Raw genomic sequence first — 18,092 nt, forward strand, 5'->3', positions numbered from 1 at the left:
GAAAAAAACGAATCATTGGCATGAAACATCAAGAATCACCCGCTCGCAGCACAACGCCAACCAACATGAACGTTTTTCCTCACAAGCCAAGGTGCGACCAAACGTCGCATTTGTGTAGTTTTACTACTACCCCGACCGTGCAAAAGCATGAAATGCGAAAGCAAATGTAGTAAAACTACACGCCGCCGGGTCACACTCCGGTAATCCAAGAATTCACGACGTCTGCCCATAAGGCCAGTCGCAAACTCAGGCCCCCGATTCTGGTGGCCTTTCCGCCCTGGAGCAAGCCATGCAAGACCTCGATCCAATCGAAACCCAGGAATGGCTGGATGCCCTGGAGTCGGTCCTCGACAAAGAAGGCGAAGACCGCGCTCATTACCTGATGACCCGCATGGGCGAGCTGGCCACCCGCAGTGGCTCCCAGCTGCCATACGCGATCACCACGCCATACCGCAACACCATCCCTGTCACCCACGAAGCACGCATGCCTGGCGACCTGTTCATGGAACGCCGCATTCGCTCGATGGTGCGTTGGAACGCGCTGGCCATGGTGATGCGCACCAACCTGAAGGATTCGGACCTGGGCGGCCACATCTCCAGCTTCGCCTCCAGTGCCACCCTGTATGACATCGGCTTCAACTACTTCTTCCAGGCCCCGACCGAAGAGCACGGCGGCGACCTGATCTTCTTCCAGGGCCACGCTTCGCCAGGCGTTTACGCCCGTGCCTTCATGGAAGGCCGCATCAACGAAGAGCAGATGAACAACTTCCGTCAGGAAGTGGACGGCAAAGGCCTGTCTTCGTACCCGCACCCATGGCTGATGCCTGACTTCTGGCAGTTCCCGACCGTTTCCATGGGCCTGGGCCCGATCCAGGCGATCTACCAGGCGCGCTTCATGAAGTACCTGGAAGCCCGTGGCTTCATTCCGGCCGGCAAGCAGAAGGTCTGGTGCTTCATGGGCGACGGCGAGTGCGACGAGCCGGAATCCCTCGGTGCCATCGCCCTGGCAGGCCGCGAGAAGCTGGACAACCTGATCTTCGTCATCAACTGCAACCTGCAGCGCCTCGACGGCCCGGTTCGCGGCAATGGCAAGATCATCCAGGAACTCGAAGGCGTGTTCCGTGGCGGCGGCTGGAACGTCAACAAAGTCGTCTGGGGCCGCTTCTGGGACCCACTGCTGGCCAAAGACACCAACGGTGCCCTGCAGCGCCGCATGGACGAAGTCATCGACGGCGAGTATCAGAACTACAAAGCCAAAGACGGCGCGTACGTTCGTGAGAACTTCTTCAACACGCCAGAGCTCAAGGCCATGGTCGAAGACCTGTCCGACGACGAGATCTGGAAGCTCAACCGTGGCGGTCACGACCCGTACAAGGTCTATGCGGCCTACCATCAGGCGGTCAACCACAAAGAGCAACCGACTGTCATCCTGGCCAAGACCATCAAGGGTTACGGCACCGGTGCTGGCGAAGCCAAGAACACCGCGCACAACACCAAGAAGGTCGACGTCGACAGCCTGCGCCACTTCCGTGACCGCTTCGACATCCCGGTCAAGGATGCCGACCTTGAAAGCCTGCCGTTCTACAAGCCCGAAGAAGGTTCGGCCGAAGCCAAGTACCTGGCCGAGCGCCGCGCAGCCCTGGGTGGCTTCGTACCGCAGCGCCGTGCCAAGAGCTTCAGCGTGCCGACCCCGCCTCTGGAAACGCTGAAAGCGATCCTGGACGGCTCGGGCGACCGCGAAATCTCCACCACCATGGCCTTCGTGCGTATCCTCGCGCAGCTGGTCAAGGACAAGGACATCGGCCAGCGCATCGTGCCGATCATCCCGGACGAAGCCCGTACCTTCGGTATGGAAGGCATGTTCCGCCAGCTGGGTATCTACTCGTCGGTCGGCCAGCTCTACGAGCCAGTCGATAAAGACCAGGTGATGTTCTACCGCGAAGACAAGAAGGGCCAGATCCTCGAGGAAGGCATCAACGAAGCCGGCGCCATGTCGTCGTTCATCGCTGCCGGTACCTCGTACAGCTGCCACAACCAGCCGATGCTGCCGTTCTACATCTTCTACTCGATGTTCGGCTTCCAGCGTATCGGCGACCTGGCCTGGGCCGCTGGCGACAGCCGCACCCGTGGCTTCCTGATCGGCGGTACCGCCGGCCGTACCACCCTCAACGGTGAAGGCCTGCAGCACGAAGACGGTCACAGCCACATGATGGCGGGCACCATCCCGAACTGCCGCACCTATGATCCGACCTACGGCTACGAGCTGGCGGTGATCATCCAGGACGGCATGAAGAAGATGACCGAAGAACAACAGGACATCTTCTACTACATCACCGTGATGAACGAATCCTACCAGCAGCCAGCCATGCCGGCCGGTGTCGAGGAAGGCATCATCAAGGGCATGTACCTGCTCGAAGAAGACACCCGCGAAGCCGCGCACCACGTTCAGCTGATGGGCTCCGGCACCATCCTGCGCGAAGTCCGCGAGGCCGCGAAGATCCTGCGTGAAGAGTTCAACGTCGGTGCCGACGTGTGGAGCGTCACCAGCTTCAACGAGCTGCGTCGCGACGGCCTGGCCGTGGAACGCGCCAACCGCCTCAAGCCTGGCCAGAAGCCTCAGCAGACTTACGTCGAAGAGTGCCTGGCCGGTCGCAAAGGCCCGGTCATCGCCTCCACCGACTACATGAAGCTGTTCGCCGAACAGATTCGCCAGTGGGTGCCGAGCAAAGAGTTCAAAGTCCTGGGTACCGATGGCTACGGTCGCAGCGACAGCCGCAAGAAGCTGCGTCACTTCTTCGAAGTCGACCGTCACTTCGTGGTGCTGGCTGCCCTGGAAGCCTTGGCTGACCGTGGCGAGATCGAACCGAAGGTGGTGGCCGACGCCATCGTCAAGTTCGGCATCGATCCGGACAAGCGCAACCCACTGGACTGCTGAGGAGTATTTTTAAGTGAGCGAACTCATTCGCGTACCTGACATCGGCAGCGGTGAAGGTGAAATCATCGAGCTGTTCGTCAAGGTCGGTGACCGTATCGAGGCTGACCAGAGCCTGCTGACCCTGGAGTCCGACAAGGCCTCCATGGAAATCCCGGCCCCCAAGGCCGGTGTCATCAAGGAACTGAAGGTCAAGCTGGGCGATCGCCTGAAAGAAGGCGACGAGTTGCTGGTCCTGGAAGCTGAGGGCGCCGATGCGGCGCCCGAGGCGCCAGCCGCCGCACCTGCCCCGGCCGCAGCTGCGGCTGCTGCAGAAAAGCCGGCTGCCGAAGCCGCCCCTGCGCCGGCTGCAGCCCCTGCTGCCGCCAGCGTGCAGGACATCCACGTGCCGGACATCGGCTCGTCGGGCAAGGCCAAGATCATCGAAGTACTGGTCAAGGTCGGCGACACCGTCGAAGCCGACCAGTCGCTGATTACCCTGGAGTCTGACAAGGCCTCCATGGAGATCCCTTCGCCCGCCGCTGGCGTGGTCAAGGAAGTGATCGCCAAGCTGGACGACGAAGTCGGCACTGGTGACCTGATCATCAAGCTGGAAGTCGCCGGCGCCGCCCCGGCTGCTGCGCCAGCGCCTGCCGCTGCTGCACCGGCCAAGGCTGAGGCTGCTCCGGCCGCCGCGCCTGCTGCCGCTGCCCCAGCTGCTGCCCCGGCACCGGTCGCTACCGCACCGGCTGCCGGCAGCAACGCCAAGGTTCACGCAGGCCCTGCTGTTCGCCAGCTGGCCCGCGAGTTCGGCGTAGAGCTGGGCGCGGTCACCGCGACCGGTCCGCACGGCCGTATCCTGAAAGAAGACGTGCAGGTCTACGTCAAGTCGGTCATGCAGAAGGCCAAGGACGCACCGGCAGCTGCTGGCGCGACCGGCGGCGCCGGCATCCCGCCGATCCCGGTGGTGGACTTCAGCAGGTTCGGTGAAGTGGAAGAAGTGGCAATGACCCGCCTGATGCAGGTCGGTGCCGCCAACCTGCACCGCAGCTGGCTGAACGTGCCGCACGTGACCCAGTTCGACTCCGCCGACATCACCGAGCTGGAAGCCTTCCGCGTTGCGCAGAAGGCCGTGGCCGAGAAGGCTGGCGTCAAGCTGACCGTGCTGCCACTGCTGCTCAAGGCCTGCGCCTTCCTGCTCAAGGAACTGCCGGACTTCAACAGCTCGCTGGCGCCAAGCGGCAAAGCCGTGATCCGCAAGAAGTACGTGCACATCGGCTTTGCCGTGGACACCCCGGACGGCCTGCTGGTCCCTGTGATCAAGAACGTCGACCAGAAGAGCCTGCTGCAACTGGCTGCCGAAGCCGCGGCCCTGGCCGAGAAGGCGCGTACCAAGAAGCTGTCGGCTGACGACATGCAGGGCGCCTGCTTCACCATCTCCAGCCTCGGCCACATTGGCGGTACCGGCTTCACGCCGATCGTCAACGCGCCCGAAGTGGCGATCCTCGGTGTGTCCAAGGCAACCATGCAGCCCGTCTGGGATGGCAAAGCCTTCCAGCCCAAGCTGATGTTGCCGCTGTCGCTGTCCTACGATCACCGTGTGATCAACGGCGCAGCCGCCGCGCGCTTCACCAAGCGCCTGGGCGACGTGCTGGCGGATATCCGCACCATGCTGCTGTAACACGCAGCCAGCCTGCCCTCCTTCAAGGGGGCAGGTACCCTTTTCGAGCTGCCACGCTCGTACCTCAACCCCGCCAATTGGCGGGGCTTTTTTTGCCTGCAGCGGCCCCCGTTTTTCAGCAGCCCTAAGGATTCCCGCCCCGCAGCCGAAAACATATACATGACATCCCTCATGGCCGCTTGCCAGCCTCCGGGACATGATGCAACCTTGCCAGATGCGCCGCCGCCCAGGCCGCGTCACCCTCTTCAAGCGAGTCTTCGATGAAAAGCCAACCCGATGCCGCCAGCCGTGTGGCGGCCGAGGTCGTCACGCAGCTTCCCGTGCCTTCACGGCTCGGCATGCTGCGTTTCGAAAGGCTCAACGAAGCCACCTGGGCAATGCTTTACCTGGACCCGGCCTGCGAACGCCAGTTCGGGCTGGCGGCCTCCCAGCTGTGCGCGCTGATCGATTCGCCGTACGCCAGCCTGATGGAGCCTGAAGCCCGCTACCGGCTGCACGACGAGATCCAGCGGCAACTGAGCACTCGCGGCTACTATCGGGTGCGCTACACCCTGCACGCCCAGCCGCGCTCGCTGCGTCTGCTCGAAGCGGGTGAAGCCTACAAGCAGCACAACCGCCAGCTGTTACGCGGCTTTCTGACGGTACTCGACGACCAGCCTGAAGACGCTGTCGAAGTGGACGCCGACGACCTCGAATCGCGTAACAGCCGCCTGCAACTTGCCCTGCAACTCAACCAGCGCGCCCAGCAGGAGCAGTTGGAACACCTTGAGCGCGTACGCAGCCAGCAGGACCTGATCCTGCGCCTCGCCCGCCAGCGCTACAGCGCGGAAAACTCGCTGCTCGAAGCCGCCCAGCTGATTACCCGCAGCGCCTGCGAGATCTACAAGGTGGACTGCGCCAGCATCTGGCACCTGGAAGACCAGCGCCTGGAGCCGATCAGCGCATGGTTGCGCAATGAGCAAGTGCATCGCCTGCCCGAAGCGATCGATGCCAGCCGCTTCCCCGATTACCTCGACGCCCTGCACGCCAGCCGCGCCATCGATGCCCACAACGCCAACCACGACCCGCGCACCCGTGAACTGGCCGAGAGCCTGTACGCCGACAACAATGCCATGCTCGATGCCAGTATCCGCGTCGATGGCCAGGTGGTTGGTGTGCTGTGCCTGGAGCAGACTGGCCAGCCGCGGGCCTGGCAGTCGGACGAAATCGCCTTTGCCGGTGAGTTGGCCGACCAGTTCGCCCAGGTCATCACCAACCATAACCGGCGTACCGCCGCCAGCGCCCTGCACCTGTTCCAGCGTGCGGTGGAGCAAAGCGCCAGCGCCTTCCTGCTGGTGAACCGCGACGGCGTGGTGGAGTACGTCAACCCCAGCTTCACCGCGATCACCCAGTACAGCACCGATGAGGTACAAGGCCACCACCTGGCAGAGTTGCCGGCGCTGGAGAACCTCAGCGAACTGCTGTTCGATACCCCGTCGAGCCTGGCCATGGGCAACAGCTGGCAGGGCGAATTCAAAAGCCGGCGCAAGAACCTTGAGCCCTACTGGGGCCAGCTGTCGATTTCCAAGGTGTATGGCGACAACCGTGAGCTGACCCATTACATCGGCATCTACGAAGACGTCACCCAGACCAAGTTGGCCCAGCAACGCATCGAGCGCCTGGCCTACACCGACAACCTGACCAACCTGGGCAACCGCCCGGCGTTCATCCGCAGCCTTGACGAGCGCTTCGCCCGCGATGCCCAGAGCCCGATCTGCCTGCTGCTGGTGGACATCGACAACTTCAAGCGGATCAACGACAGCCTTGGCCACCAGACCGGTGACAAGCTGCTGATCAGCCTGGCCCGGCGCCTGCGCAACAGCCTCAGCGTTGGCGGCGTGCTGGCCCGCTTTGCCAGTAATGAATTCGCCGTGCTGCTCGACGACACCAGCCTGGAAGACGGCCAGGGCGTCGCCCAGCAACTGCTGCGCACCCTCGACAAGCCGATGTTCGTCGACAACCAGCTGATCAACGTCACCGCCTCGGTTGGCCTGGCCTGTGCGCCGCTGCACGGCAGTGACCCGACCACCCTGATGAAGAATGCCGGCCTGGCCCTGCACAAGGCCAAGGCCAACGGCAAGCACCAGGTGCAGGTATTCACCGAAGTGCTCAATGCCGAAGCCAGCTACAAGCTGTTCGTCGAGAACAACCTGCGCCGCGCCTTGACCCAGAACGAGCTGGAGGTGTTCTACCAGCCCAAGCTGTGCCTGCGCAGCGGCCGCCTGCTGGGGCTGGAAGCACTGCTGCGCTGGAACCACCCCGAGCGCGGCATGATCCGCCCGGACCAGTTCATCAGCGTGGCCGAAGAAACCGGCCTGATCATCCCCATCGGCAAGTGGGTGGTGCGCCAGTCGTGCCGCATGAGCCAGCAACTGCGCGAGGCCGGCATGGGCAACCTGCACGTGGCCATCAACCTGTCGCCCAAGCAGTTCTCCGACCCCGACCTGGTGGCTTCGATCGCCTCGATCCTCCACGAGGAAGCCCTGCCTGCGCACCTGCTGGAGCTGGAGCTGACCGAGGGCCTGCTGCTGGAAGCGACCGAGGACACCCACCGTCAGCTCGACGAACTGAAAGCATTGGGCCTGACCCTGGCCATGGATGACTTCGGCACCGGTTATTCGTCGCTGAGCTACCTGAAGAAATTCCCGATCGACATCATCAAGATCGACCGCAGCTTCATCAACGAAATCCCCGACAACCAGGACGACATGGAGATCACCTCGGCGGTGGTGGCCATGGCCCACAACCTCAAGCTCAAGGTGGTGGCAGAAGGGATCGAGACGCCCGAGCAGCTGGCCTTCCTGCGCCGGCACCGTTGCGATGTGGGCCAGGGGTATCTGTTCGACCGGCCGATCCCGGGCCGGGAGCTGGCCGAAAGACTCAAGCGCTATCCGCGCGGTCCGATGGCCTGACAGCTGCGTAATCCTCGGGCACTATAGAGCCCATTCGGGCCTCATCGCCGGCAAGCCGGCGATGAGGCCAACACCTGTCCAACTGAAAAACACAGAGGAACGGCCATGGTCCTGCGTTCGGAAATCCTGGTGAACAAAAACGTCATGCCAACCGCGGAGCAGGCCCTGCCTGGCCGCGAAACGCCAATGTCCCTGCCCGAGTTCCACTACGTATTCAAAGACACTCCACTGCTCGGCCCGTTCTTTGAAGGCAGCATCGACTTCGCCATCTTCGGCCTGGGTTGCTTCTGGGGCGCCGAGCGCCGCTTCTGGCAGCGTGAAGGCGTGGTCAGCACCGTGGTCGGCTATGCGGGCGGCTTCACCCCGAACCCCACCTACGAAGAAGTCTGCTCGGGCCTGACCGGCCACACTGAAGTGGTACTCGTGGTGTTCGACAAGGACAAGGTCAGCTACCGCGAGTTGCTGGCGATGTTCTGGGAACTGCACAACCCGACCCAGGGCATGCGCCAAGGCAACGACGTCGGCACCCAGTACCGCTCGGCCATCTACTGCACCTCGCCACAACAGCTCGAAGAAGCCAACGCCAGCCGCGACGCCTTCCAGGCCGAGCTGAACAAGGCCGGTTACGGCGAGATCACCACCGAAATCGACCAGGCGCCAACCGTGTACTTCGCCGAGGCCTACCACCAGCAGTACCTGGCCAAGAACCCGGACGGCTACTGCGGTATCGGCGGCACCGGCGTGTGCCTGCCACCCAGCCTGCAAGGCAACTGAGCCATGAGCACGATGACCCTGTTCCACTCACCGCTGTCGCCATTCGTGCGCAAGGTGATGGTCGTGCTGCACGAAACCGGGCAGCTTGAGCGCGTTGCGCTGCAGGGGGTGAACATCACCCCGGTCAGCGGCGACGACCAGCTCAACCACGGCAACCCGATCGGCAAGATCCCGGCCCTGCGCCTGGAAGACGGCACTGTGTTGCATGACAGCCGGGTCATCTGCGAATACCTCGACCTGCAGCATGTCGGCCTGCCGTTGCTGCCGCGCGAGGGCTCGGCACGCTGGCGGCGCATGACGCTGGTATCGCAGGCGGATGCGATCATGGATGCGGCGGTTTCCAGCCGCTATGAGAGCGTCCTGCGGCCTGAGGACAAGCGCTGGGACGGCTGGCTTGAAGCGCAGAGCGAGAAAATCCGCCGCAGCCTGGCCAACCTGGAGCAGGAGCACCTGGCAGAGCTGATATCCGGCTTTGATCTGGCCGCAATTGGCGTGGCCTGTGCGCTTGGGTACCTGGACCTGCGTCAGCCTGGTTTTGGCTGGCGTGAGCGTCAGCCCGGGTTGGCAGCGTGGTATGCCGAGGTGGCCAAGCGGCCGTCGATGGTCGCCACAGCACCCGACACCTGATACACCGCAATCGCCGGCAAGCCGGTCCCCGCAAGGAGGGAGCCGGCTTCCCGGCGATTGGGCCGCAAGGCAACCCTCGGCCTCAGCGGGGTATCACAGGAAACAACTGCCCAATCCTGCGAGCCAGCCACCGCCCGATCTCTCTGTCCTCCCTCATGCCGCCCTCCCCACCCGCGCCCAGTCCAGGCGACGGGTCAGCACCATGAACACACCCAGCAAGCCAAAGCACAGCAGCGACCCCATCAACAGCGCATAGTCCTCGGCACTGAGCAGCCCATAGAGCATCGCGTACAACACCGCCAACCCCGCCGCAAAACCCACCCCACGCACCAGGCTGCGCAATACGTGGCTCAGGTAGAAGCCGAGCAGCAACACGCAGGCCGAGGCCGACAGGCCATATGCCAGGCCAAACCCGATGTGCTCGGACAACGAAAGCAGCAGCAGGTAGAAGAACGCCAGGGCCACCCCCACCAGGATGTACTGCACCGGGTGCACACTGAGGTTCTTCAGCACCTCGAACAGGAAGAAACCGGCAAAGGTCAGGGCGATGAACAACAACGCGTATTTGATCGCCCGCTCACTCTTGAGGTATTGGTCCACCGGGTCGATGAAGCTTACCCCGAAGGTCCGCTCGCTGAACTCCGCACACTGCCCGCCGCTGGCACATTGGCGCAGGGCATCTTCGAGGTTGGTGGCGAAGAATGACGTCTGCCAGTGCGCGCTGAAGCCTTTGTCGTCGATTTCGCGGCGGTTGGGCAGGTAACTGCCAACGAAGCTGGGGTGCGGCCAGTTGGCGCGCATGTCCACGCTGCTGGTGCGGCCCACTGGCAACAGGTGCAGTTGCCCGGTGCCTTGCAGTGCCAGATCGAAACCGTAGTTGAACCCGCGGGCCTGCTGGCCATCCAGTTGCGGCAGCGCGACGTGCACGCCGCTGCGCAGCCAGTCCAGCCCGGTACCGGCTTCAAACGCCAGGCGCTGGTTATCGATGTTGAGTTCCAGGGCATTTTCAATGCCGCGGATGTCGCTGATGCCAACCACCAGAAACGGCTTGTCGAAGCGGTAGTCATCGAAGTCCTTGTCGATGCCCCAGCGCTCCGGCAGCTGGAAACGCCCCGAAAGACGCCCTTGGGCATGGAACAGCCGCGCCTGGTAGATACCCCGCTTACGCAGTTCGGTGTCCACCCCTAGGTCTGCATCGAAGGTTTCCGGGAGGAAGTACAAGTGGCCGGCGATAGTGCTGGTTTCCTGCACGCTCTGGCCGTCCTTGTCGATCCAGCGGCGCTGCACCTTGCGGTACGGGACCACCAGCAGCGGGCCACTGATCTGCTGGTCGAAACTGGCGCTACGGGCGATGTCGTGCAACACACCGTCGCGCAGGTTCTGGCGCTCGTCGATCAGGTTGTCGATCATCAACAGGGGAATCAGCAACAGCAAAATCAGCAGGGCAATGGTGCCGAGCTTGAAACCGAGGGTCTTGTTCATGGGGCCTCCTGTGGCAGTGGGCGCAGTGTCTGCGCCCTGCGTGGAGGCCTTGGGGAGATTGTGTGGAGATTCGGTGTTTTTTGGGGCAACGCAGCGGCCCCGACAACCTCAGCTGATGCGCCGCTCCGGCAGCCAAAGCCTGACGCGTACCCCGCCATCGACGTTGTTCACCGCCAGCGCCCCGCCATGCAGTTGCATCACCTCGGCCACGAAGTTCAACCCCAGCCCGGTACTCTTGCGCCCACTCCCCGGCCGCGGCAGCGAATAGAAACGCTCGGCAACCCGGCCGATGGCGTAGGCGGGTATCGCCTCCCCCTGATTGAACAGGCTCAGCGCCACACGCTCACCATCGCGCTCCAGCTCGAACAGCAGCGCGCCGCCCGGCGGGGTGAAATCCAGCGCATTGTCGAGCAGGTTGGCCAATGCCTGGCGCATGAGAAACGGATCGCACAGCAGCCACAACCCCGCCGGCACCCGCTGGCGCACCTGCAAGCCGCTTGCGTCGATGCGGGCGGCATGCGCCAGCAGCAGCTCATCGACCAACGCCGCCAAGGCAACCTGCTGCTCATCTTCCAGCGCCTGCATCTGCTCGACCCGCGCCAGGTTGAGCAACCGCTCGATCATCTGCTGCAGCCGCTCGCTTTCGCGCTCGATGTTGCCGGCAAAACGCGCCCGCTGCTCGGCCGGCATATCACCCTGGAGCAATTCAGACGCACCGCGGATAGCCGCCAAAGGGCTCTTCAACTCGTGGGTCAGGGTATGCACGTAGCGTTCGACATACGCCTTGCCCTCAAGCTGTGTGCGCATGCGCTCCACCGCATTGGCCAGGTGCGCCAGCTCACCGCCCTTGTAGTAAGGCAGCGCGGCGCGCTGGCCTTCGCTGACCGCCTGCGCATAGCGGGCCAGCCTGCGCAGGGAGCGGGCCAGCCACCAGGACAGCGCGGCGCCGACCAACAGGCCCATGCCGATCAGCCCCAACCCCAGGCCAAGCAAACGCTGTTCGGAACGGTCGATGTACGGCTGCAGTGAACTGTTGGGCTTGGCCACGGTGACCACGCCGATAACCTTGCCCTGGTCAACGATCGGCGCGGCCACGTGCATCACCGAGGTGCTTTCATCCTCTTCGACGCTGCGGGTGGAACGGGCACCGTATTGGCCGCGCAGCGTCAGGTACACGTCGTTCCAGCGCGAATAGTCCTTGCCCAGGTCCTGGCCGCTGGAATCGAGCAGCACGATGCCTTGGGCATCGGTAACGTAGATGCGGTGGCTGACCTGGTTCTTGGCCAGGCCCCAGATCTGCGCGCCGGGGCTGCGCAAGCCATACGCCTTGAGCACCTCAGGCAGGCGGCTCTGGGCAAGGGTGCCGGCCTTGACGTCATCGTGAAGGATCTCGGCCAGCAGGTTGGCAGTGTCTACCAGGGTTTCCTCGGAAGACTGGCGTACCACGGGGCGAATCTGCTCGCGCACCGTATTGAGCAGGAAGTAACCCGCCAAGCCGACGAACAGGAAGTACACCAGAAAGATCCGAATGCCCAGGCGCATCAGGCGTGTTCCGGGCTGTAGCTGTAACCCAGCCCACGGTGGGTCTGGATCGGTTCGGCATGGGCAGCCACCTGCCGCAGCTTGGCGCGCAGGCTCTTGATATGGCTGTCGATGGTGCGCTCGTAACCCACGTCGGAGGCCACTCCCAGCGCATCGAGCAACTGTTCGCGGCTGAACACTCGCTGCGGTTGCTCCAGCAGGCATTGCAGCAAACGGAATTCGTGGCGGGTCAGGCTCAGCGGCTGGCTGCGGTAGCTGATCAGCATGCGCAGGGTGTCGAGCTGGAACACTGCCGTTTCGGCGGGTGGCTCGGCCCGTGGCGCCATGCGCTTGAGGATCGCCCGCACCCGAGCCGCCACTTCCCGCGGGCTGAAGGGTTTGACCACGTAGTCGTCGGCGCCTATTTCCAGGCCTACCACCCGGTCGATTTCACCGTCTCGGGCGCTGAGGAACATGACCGGCACCTCGGTGAACCGGCGTAGCTGGCGGCAGGTGTCAAAACCACTGATGTCGGGCAGCCCGATGTCGAGGATCACCAGGTCGGCCGGCCGCTGGCGCTGCTGCTCCAGGGCCGCGGTGCCCAGGGTCACCCACGCGGTGCTGTGGCCGTCGGCCTGCAGGGCGTAGATCAGGGTATCGGCGATGGCGGCTTCGTCTTCGACGATGAGAATGTGGGGCATGGCATCCGGCCTTGCTGAGAGCGAAGCTGGACATATAGGCAAGTTTCAATGAAGACGCAATCCTCTGTAGGAGCGGCCTTGTGTCGCGAAGGGGCGCGCAGCGGCCCCAATATCTGTGCTGCTGTGGATATTTTGGGGCCGCTGCGCGCCCCTTCGCGACACAAGGCCGCTCCTACATGAAGAGCGCGTCGCCCTGCGGATCAGCAGTCAGGCTTGCCCGCAGTGAAACGTTTGGCCGGGTTTACCGCAGCCTTGAACTCGCGCAATGCCTTGGCCCCCACCAGCAACGGATAGTTGAAGCTGCTGCGGTCGACCAGGTTCACTTCTACGGTGCGCTTCTCATCCCCCAGGCACAACTCAAGGTCGATTACCGGCCTGCGCGAAAGCTCGGGCGCATCGCCTTCATCGTCTTCGTCGGCGCGGTTCTTGATCTTGCTGATGCGCGAAACCTTATGCTCGTACACCTTGCCGTCGGACTCCTTGGTCGCCAGGCGGAAGCGCACCCAATCCTCGCCATCGCGCGTGAAGCGCTCGATATCCTTGGCCGACAGCGAAGCGGTGTAGGCCCCGGTGTCCATCTTGGCCTTCAGGGTTTCGCCGAGTTCAGGCAGGGAGATGTTCTCATAACGGCCGTAAAGCGTAGGTTCTGCGGCCATTACCGGCAGCGCCAACAGCGACAACAGGGCTAGCATTGGTTTCACAGGCAGGCTTCCTTGAATGGGGTCAGTGCTTAGACTGTGCAAGCAGGATAGGTTCGCTGTCACAAGGGTAAACAACATAATGTGAAACATTTGTCCGCGCCGCTGGGCATTGGACATTTGGCGTAGGCTGCGGCGCTGCTTATCATTGCCGCCCGTTCAAATCCCACAACAAGAGTTTCCCTATGCGTCGCCTGCTGACCGGCATTCTTACGACCATCCTGCTGCTGCTCAACACCGTGGTGCTGATCTGCCCGCTGCTGGTCTTCGCCCTGCTCAAACTGGTGCTGCCGGGCCGGTGGCGTGATTATGCCTCCGCTGCCGTAATGTGGGTCGCTGAAGCCTGGTCGGAAATCGACAAGGCCATTTTTGCCCTGTGCATCCCTACCCAGTGGGACATCCGCGGCGTCGAGAGCCTGCGCAAGGACACCTCCTACCTGGCCGTGAGCAACCACCAGACCTGGGTAGACATCCCTGCACTGATCGAAAGCCTCAACCGCCGCACGCCGTTCTTCAAGTTTTTCCTCAAGAAGGAGCTGATCTGGGTACCGCTGCTGGGGCTGGCCTGGTGGGGCCTGGACTACCCGTTCATGAAGCGCTACAGCAAGGCGTTTCTGGAGAAGCACCCCGAGCTCAAGGGCAAGGACCTGGAAATCACCAAAGCCGCCTGCGAGCTGTTCAAGCGCCAGCCGGTGACTGTGGTCAACTACCTCGAAGGCACCCGCTTCACCGAGGCCAAACGCCAGGCACAGCAGTCGCCATACCGTTACCTGCTCAAGCCCAAGGCCGGCGGCGTGGCGTTCGTGTTGGCGGCGCTGGGCGAGCAGCTCGATGCGCTGCTGGACGTGACCATCGTCTACCCCGGCAACAAGGCTCCGGGGTTTTGGGACCTGCTCAACGGCAGCATCAGCCGGGTGATCATCGACATTCAGGTGCGAGAGCTTGACCCTGCCCTGTGGGCAGGGGATTACGAGAATGATCCGGCGTTCCGCCAGGCAGTACAGGCCTGGGTGAATCAGCTGTGGATTGAGAAGGACCAGCGGATCGAGCAGTTGCGCGGGGAGATGGGCTGACCGCGGCCCTATAAGGCCCTCACACCGACGGCTGAGCCAAAGGCGCCGGGGTAGTCCACAGGCTGCCCAGATTCTGCAGCAATGAACCGGCAATCCCCTGCTGGCCCAGGTACTGCAAAATCAACGGCGCGAACTGCCCGATCATGCCCGTATCCATACCCAGCGCCTTGAAGGCATTGTCCAGGTCGCTGCGGTTCTCAACGTTGTTACCCAATGCATTGCTCAATGCCGACTGGTTTTGGCTGTTCTTGCCCAGCATTTCGCCCAGCCCACTCAACCCGCCCAGCATGGCGGCGCCAGACAGCAAGTCCAGCCCCGGCACAGCCTGGGTCAGCTGACCGTAGTCGTCACTGCTCAGGTTGTTGCGCGCCAGCCCCAGCATCGCCCCTGCCCCGCCCACGGCCTGTTCCGGGGTGATGTTAAGTTCGCTGCCCAGGGTGTTGAGCAGATTGGCCTGGGCCTCAGGCGCCTGCACCTGGGCTTGCTGATTCTGGTTTTGCACGGCCGACACAGCATTGGCGGCATCGCTGAGGTTGAAGGCGAACACCGGGCTTGCGGCCAGGGTCATCAGGGTTGCCAGGGTGAATGCTTTCATCGGGGGGGACCTCATAGGCCGGAATGGCCTGGGAAACGAGGCATTCGACTGAGTGTTCAGAGGTTTGTTCCGGGCCGCGCATCGGGCAGGCCCGCATCAGCCACCGTTCAGCTGCAGGAGCGGCCTCGTGTCGCAAAAGGGCCGCAAAGCGGCCCCAGCAGCCTGACTGCCAGCCTCAGGTAATCAACGCACCCTGTTCCGGGCAATTTCGATGTCATCCATGATTGCCTTGGCAAACGCACTCAGGTAATCCGCCGCACCGAGCAGCTTGTGGTCATCCTCCATATCACCTTCGCGCACCAGGTGCTTGATGTACCCCAGCAGCACCGACACCTGTTCATAGGCGTGCTCGAACGGCACGCCCGGCATCACCCGGAAAATATGGCAGGGCTTGTCACCGGCCTCGCAGAACGTCTCGACGCCAACGGTCATGTTTGCGTGTGTGTCTTCACTCATCGTATTGCCCCCAAACCTTCACATGCGCTCAAGCGCATGCTCGATCAACGCATGTGCGGTATCGGCGCTGTGCACGGCATTGGTGAGCATGTGCACGCCCGGCTCGCCGGTATGCGCGCGGCAATACTCGCCGACGACTTCCGAAATACCCAGCAGCATCTCGCTGGCGACCGCCAAGGCCTCGGGTGGGATCAGCTCGGGGTGGATGGAGGAATAGAGGGTGTTGAACAGTTTGAGGCTGGGTGGATCGGGGACTATTTTTTTCATGACGGCTCCACATTTGTGAGCTGCCCCCTTCGTTTCCACACATTGGGCGGCAGCTGTACACGGGGTGGAAAACCAGGCATGTGGAAAACCCGGCAGGTCCGAAGACCTCCCGCGTACAGCTGCCATAACGACAACTTCCACATGACTACCGGGTTTCCACACCCGATCGCTGAACCATTCAGCGACTCGAACAGGCTAGAGGGTGAGGATTCCAGGGGCAATCAGACGGCGGTCGACAGAATGCGTAGGGTATTTCCTACTACCTCAACGAGTAAGTAGGAAATTACCCATCGCTACGTGGGCAGTTTCCGCATACCTATCATTTTTGCCAGTAGCCGCCGATCTCGCTCGCGACCAATATCCTGCTGTAGTACCAATCAGCACTAGTGATGGTCCCGGGAGGTCCTTAATGAAAAGGCAGGCGGATACTGCACAATTTTTCTACCAGAATGGAAAGCTCATCACCATCAAACAAGCTGCGCAACAGCACGCGATCTTTCGTACTGGCGAGGCTCCACTAGCAGAAAGTGATATCAAACTGGCGGGAGGCCCTGCCCTTCTAGCTATAGACCAAAGTGGCTCTGTACTGGGTAGAAGTTGCAACGGAGAACGAGAACCACTGGTGTATACCGCTTATGGGCACGACGCTGCCAACGCTAGCGCGCGCGCTATATTACGGTTCAACGGCCAGCATCCGACACCATATGGACACTACGTGCTAGGTAATGGATATCGCACCTATGACCCTGCTCTGATGCGTTTCTATGCTCCTGACGGCCTTAGCCCCTTCGCGGAGGGCGGCTTGAATTCTTACATGTATTGTAACGGTGACCCTGTAGGGAAAGTTGACCCCTCCGGCCACGTACCTGTTTTTCTCAAGCCGTTCAGAAGTTTCTACAAGGGCATCAAAAACAAATTTTTTGGTCGCACGCCCAAATCGCAGCGCATTCCGGTTGAACAGGAAACATCACGAAAAAATAGCCCAGCGGAAACGGCAAGAAAACAAACAGAACCTTCAACAAATCCATATATACAGCAGATAGCTCGCTCTGAGCGTCAAGGCCTATTGCAACTGCAGCAATCCGACCTCCGAGATTTTAATACATACGACCTCTCAACTGTACCCGCTAAGTTATTCTCAGAAAGACTTGAAATTTTTAATAAAAGAAAACAGCGTATCCAAGATTTAACTACCAAACACAGGCTAGAGCCAGCACCACAATTTACTTCGGCTCCGCCCAATCAAGACGTATGGCCGTCCCAAACTGCCCGCGACATTCGCCACGAATAACAGCACTCGTACAATATGGCTTGCCTGCCACGCTCACCAAATCAACCATCATTACAACTCAGACCAGCGCCAGAACCAAAATCGACAATTAGATCAACAGGTGACCGAATCATGAATCAGTCCGCGAACAGCTCACTTTTTTTCTACCAAAACGGGAAGCTCGTCACCGTAAAACAGGGCAACCAGCAACGCTCCATCTTGCGCAATGACGACATGCCCTTGGCTGAGGTTCAAACCGGCGAAACAGTTGGCACTGGGTTGCTGGCAACCGATGACAAGGGTTCCGTTCTCAACGTTCAAGATACGGAGGACCTGGAAGGCCACAACTTTTCAGCCTACGGGCATGATCCGAACTTGCCCTCGATGCGAATAACGCTTGGATTCAATGGCGAAGCTTACGTGCCAGGTGCGGCCTCCTACCTACTTGGGCTTGGATACCGCAGCTATTCTCCGCGCCTGAGACGTTTCCTGGCTGCAGACAGCTGGAGCCCATTCGGGCAGGGTGGGTTGAATGCTTACTGCTATTGCGAAGGCGACCCGGTCAACAGCAGCGACCCAAGCGGCCATGTACGTCTGTATCTGCGCAATGGCCAAATCCTGCAGACGAAGAAGAACATGGCGAGTTCAGCGGGTACTTGGATGAGACCCCCAGGGTTCGACAAATCAGCTCACCGTAAGGCGCTGATCGACTCGACACTGCAAAAGCCACGCAGGGTCCTGGCAGACAACCCTGTCAAGGAAGGCTCTACGCACGTCAGCGTGTTGGAGGTATTCCGCAACCCCGGCAGCTCAATTGAAAAAGTCCACATCAAAGCTACGGACCTAGGGACTTTCAAACGCAATCGCGCGGAAATTGGAGTGTTGATCAGGCTGCATGAAGAAGGCAACAAAGCGCCAAGCTTGGATTATCGCAGCAAGGCTGCCGAACTCATGAACCAAAACGAAGCGATTGCCAACGCCGGAGAAGCACTATGGCGAAAAAGCATGGCATCACAATCACCCGATACGGCGTGGCTAAATGATAAGAGTGTCAGTATCAGAGTGCCGCGCCCCCAATAAAGAGA

Annotated in this window: 15 protein-coding genes; 8 read left to right on the forward strand and 7 right to left on the reverse strand. The window is 61.5% G+C overall.

What is annotated here, in order from left to right; genetic code table 11:
* The first annotated feature begins 289 nt into the window (after window positions 1–289).
* The 5 genes from aceE to ACMGF5_RS07150 all read left to right on the forward strand — a co-directional run bounded on the left by aceE (window position 290) and on the right by ACMGF5_RS07150 (window position 8,944).
* Window positions 290–2,935, forward strand: a complete 2,646-nt coding sequence (gene aceE, locus ACMGF5_RS07130) for a pyruvate dehydrogenase (acetyl-transferring), homodimeric type (RefSeq protein WP_012316622.1) — start codon at window positions 290–292, stop codon at window positions 2,933–2,935.
* A gap of 13 nt (window positions 2,936–2,948) precedes the next feature.
* Window positions 2,949–4,592: a dihydrolipoyllysine-residue acetyltransferase gene (gene aceF / locus ACMGF5_RS07135; RefSeq protein ID WP_414157674.1), complete on the forward strand. Its 1,644-nt coding sequence runs from the start codon at window positions 2,949–2,951 to the stop codon at window positions 4,590–4,592.
* Between the two features lie 260 nt (window positions 4,593–4,852).
* A complete protein-coding gene (locus ACMGF5_RS07140; RefSeq protein WP_046787526.1) occupies window positions 4,853–7,543 on the forward strand; it encodes a putative bifunctional diguanylate cyclase/phosphodiesterase in 2,691 nt (896 codons plus the stop codon).
* 105 nt (window positions 7,544–7,648) lie between these two features.
* Complete coding sequence (msrA, locus tag ACMGF5_RS07145) at window positions 7,649–8,317, forward strand: peptide-methionine (S)-S-oxide reductase MsrA (protein WP_046787525.1); 669 nt, start codon at window positions 7,649–7,651, stop codon at window positions 8,315–8,317.
* 3 nt (window positions 8,318–8,320) lie between these two features.
* The gene (locus ACMGF5_RS07150) at window positions 8,321–8,944 is read left to right on the forward strand and encodes a glutathione S-transferase (RefSeq protein WP_046787524.1); all 624 of its coding nucleotides are present in this window, start codon (window positions 8,321–8,323) and stop codon (window positions 8,942–8,944) included.
* Window positions 8,945–9,097: 153 nt separating this feature from the next.
* Here the strand turns inward: ACMGF5_RS07150 and creD are convergent, their stop codons facing one another.
* The 4 genes from creD to ACMGF5_RS07170 all read right to left on the reverse strand — a co-directional run bounded on the left by creD (window position 9,098) and on the right by ACMGF5_RS07170 (window position 13,349).
* Window positions 9,098–10,426: a cell envelope integrity protein CreD gene (gene creD, locus ACMGF5_RS07155; RefSeq protein ID WP_125924601.1), complete on the reverse strand. Its 1,329-nt coding sequence runs from the start codon at window positions 10,424–10,426 to the stop codon at window positions 9,098–9,100.
* Window positions 10,427–10,534: 108 nt separating this feature from the next.
* Window positions 10,535–11,968, reverse strand: coding sequence for a two-component system sensor histidine kinase CreC (gene creC / locus ACMGF5_RS07160; RefSeq protein ID WP_115273074.1), 1,434 nt, complete (start codon window positions 11,966–11,968; stop codon window positions 10,535–10,537).
* Window positions 11,968–12,648, reverse strand: a complete 681-nt coding sequence (gene creB, locus ACMGF5_RS07165) for a two-component system response regulator CreB (protein WP_115273075.1) — start codon at window positions 12,646–12,648, stop codon at window positions 11,968–11,970. The genes creC and creB overlap by 1 nt, the downstream gene beginning before the upstream one ends.
* Before the next feature lie 200 nt (window positions 12,649–12,848).
* Complete coding sequence (locus ACMGF5_RS07170; RefSeq protein ID WP_012316630.1) at window positions 12,849–13,349, reverse strand: ATP-dependent zinc protease; 501 nt, start codon at window positions 13,347–13,349, stop codon at window positions 12,849–12,851.
* Between the two features lie 182 nt (window positions 13,350–13,531).
* On the opposite strand from ACMGF5_RS07170, the gene ACMGF5_RS07175 reads away from it, so the two are divergent.
* Complete coding sequence (locus ACMGF5_RS07175) at window positions 13,532–14,419, forward strand: acyltransferase (RefSeq protein ID WP_281868240.1); 888 nt, start codon at window positions 13,532–13,534, stop codon at window positions 14,417–14,419.
* Window positions 14,420–14,438: 19 nt separating this feature from the next.
* Here the strand turns inward: ACMGF5_RS07175 and ACMGF5_RS07180 are convergent, their stop codons facing one another.
* The 3 genes from ACMGF5_RS07180 to ACMGF5_RS07190 all read right to left on the reverse strand — a co-directional run bounded on the left by ACMGF5_RS07180 (window position 14,439) and on the right by ACMGF5_RS07190 (window position 15,737).
* Entirely contained in the window at window positions 14,439–15,014 is a 576-nt protein-coding gene (locus ACMGF5_RS07180; protein WP_115273077.1) for a DUF2780 domain-containing protein, read from the reverse strand.
* A 183-nt stretch (window positions 15,015–15,197) separates the two neighbouring features.
* Window positions 15,198–15,470 (reverse strand): DUF3077 domain-containing protein, encoded by a 273-nt coding sequence (locus tag ACMGF5_RS07185; RefSeq protein WP_012316633.1) that lies wholly within the window; start codon window positions 15,468–15,470, stop codon window positions 15,198–15,200.
* A gap of 18 nt (window positions 15,471–15,488) precedes the next feature.
* On the reverse strand, window positions 15,489–15,737 hold the full coding sequence (locus tag ACMGF5_RS07190; protein ID WP_119687901.1) for a hypothetical protein: 249 nt from the start codon (window positions 15,735–15,737) through the stop codon (window positions 15,489–15,491).
* Window positions 15,738–16,146: 409 nt separating this feature from the next.
* Here ACMGF5_RS07190 and ACMGF5_RS07195 point away from each other — a divergent pair, with 409 nt between their 5' ends.
* Both ACMGF5_RS07195 and ACMGF5_RS07200 read left to right on the forward strand, forming a co-directional pair.
* On the forward strand, window positions 16,147–17,028 hold the full coding sequence (locus ACMGF5_RS07195) for an RHS repeat-associated core domain-containing protein (RefSeq protein ID WP_119687902.1): 882 nt from the start codon (window positions 16,147–16,149) through the stop codon (window positions 17,026–17,028).
* Between the two features lie 111 nt (window positions 17,029–17,139).
* Window positions 17,140–18,087, forward strand: coding sequence for an RHS repeat-associated core domain-containing protein (locus ACMGF5_RS07200; protein WP_187306313.1), 948 nt, complete (start codon window positions 17,140–17,142; stop codon window positions 18,085–18,087).
* Window positions 18,088–18,092 lie beyond the last annotated feature (5 nt).

The sequence above is a fragment of the Pseudomonas sp. BNK-15 genome (assembly GCF_047456105.1).
In the GTDB taxonomy this organism is placed as follows: Bacteria; Pseudomonadota; Gammaproteobacteria; order Pseudomonadales; family Pseudomonadaceae; genus Aquipseudomonas; species Aquipseudomonas putida_E.

What these genes read in the sequence shown, in the direction of transcription:
- aceE (WP_012316622.1), top strand. Translation starts at nt 290, where the DNA reads ATGCAAGACCTCGATCCAATCGAAACCCAGGAATGGCTGGATGCCCTG.
- ACMGF5_RS07140 (WP_046787526.1), top strand. Translation starts at nt 4,853, where the DNA reads ATGAAAAGCCAACCCGATGCCGCCAGCCGTGTGGCGGCCGAGGTCGTC.
- msrA (WP_046787525.1), top strand. Translation starts at nt 7,649, where the DNA reads ATGGTCCTGCGTTCGGAAATCCTGGTGAACAAAAACGTCATGCCAACC.
- ACMGF5_RS07150 (WP_046787524.1), top strand. Translation starts at nt 8,321, where the DNA reads ATGAGCACGATGACCCTGTTCCACTCACCGCTGTCGCCATTCGTGCGC.
- creD (WP_125924601.1), bottom strand. Translation starts at nt 10,426, where the DNA reads ATGAACAAGACCCTCGGTTTCAAGCTCGGCACCATTGCCCTGCTGATT.
- creC (WP_115273074.1), bottom strand. Translation starts at nt 11,968, where the DNA reads ATGCGCCTGGGCATTCGGATCTTTCTGGTGTACTTCCTGTTCGTCGGC.
- creB (WP_115273075.1), bottom strand. Translation starts at nt 12,648, where the DNA reads ATGCCCCACATTCTCATCGTCGAAGACGAAGCCGCCATCGCCGATACC.
- ACMGF5_RS07175 (WP_281868240.1), top strand. Translation starts at nt 13,532, where the DNA reads ATGCGTCGCCTGCTGACCGGCATTCTTACGACCATCCTGCTGCTGCTC.
- ACMGF5_RS07180 (WP_115273077.1), bottom strand. Translation starts at nt 15,014, where the DNA reads ATGAAAGCATTCACCCTGGCAACCCTGATGACCCTGGCCGCAAGCCCG.
- ACMGF5_RS07185 (WP_012316633.1), bottom strand. Translation starts at nt 15,470, where the DNA reads ATGAGTGAAGACACACACGCAAACATGACCGTTGGCGTCGAGACGTTC.
- ACMGF5_RS07190 (WP_119687901.1), bottom strand. Translation starts at nt 15,737, where the DNA reads ATGAAAAAAATAGTCCCCGATCCACCCAGCCTCAAACTGTTCAACACC.
- ACMGF5_RS07195 (WP_119687902.1), top strand. Translation starts at nt 16,147, where the DNA reads ATGAAAAGGCAGGCGGATACTGCACAATTTTTCTACCAGAATGGAAAG.
- ACMGF5_RS07200 (WP_187306313.1), top strand. Translation starts at nt 17,140, where the DNA reads ATGAATCAGTCCGCGAACAGCTCACTTTTTTTCTACCAAAACGGGAAG.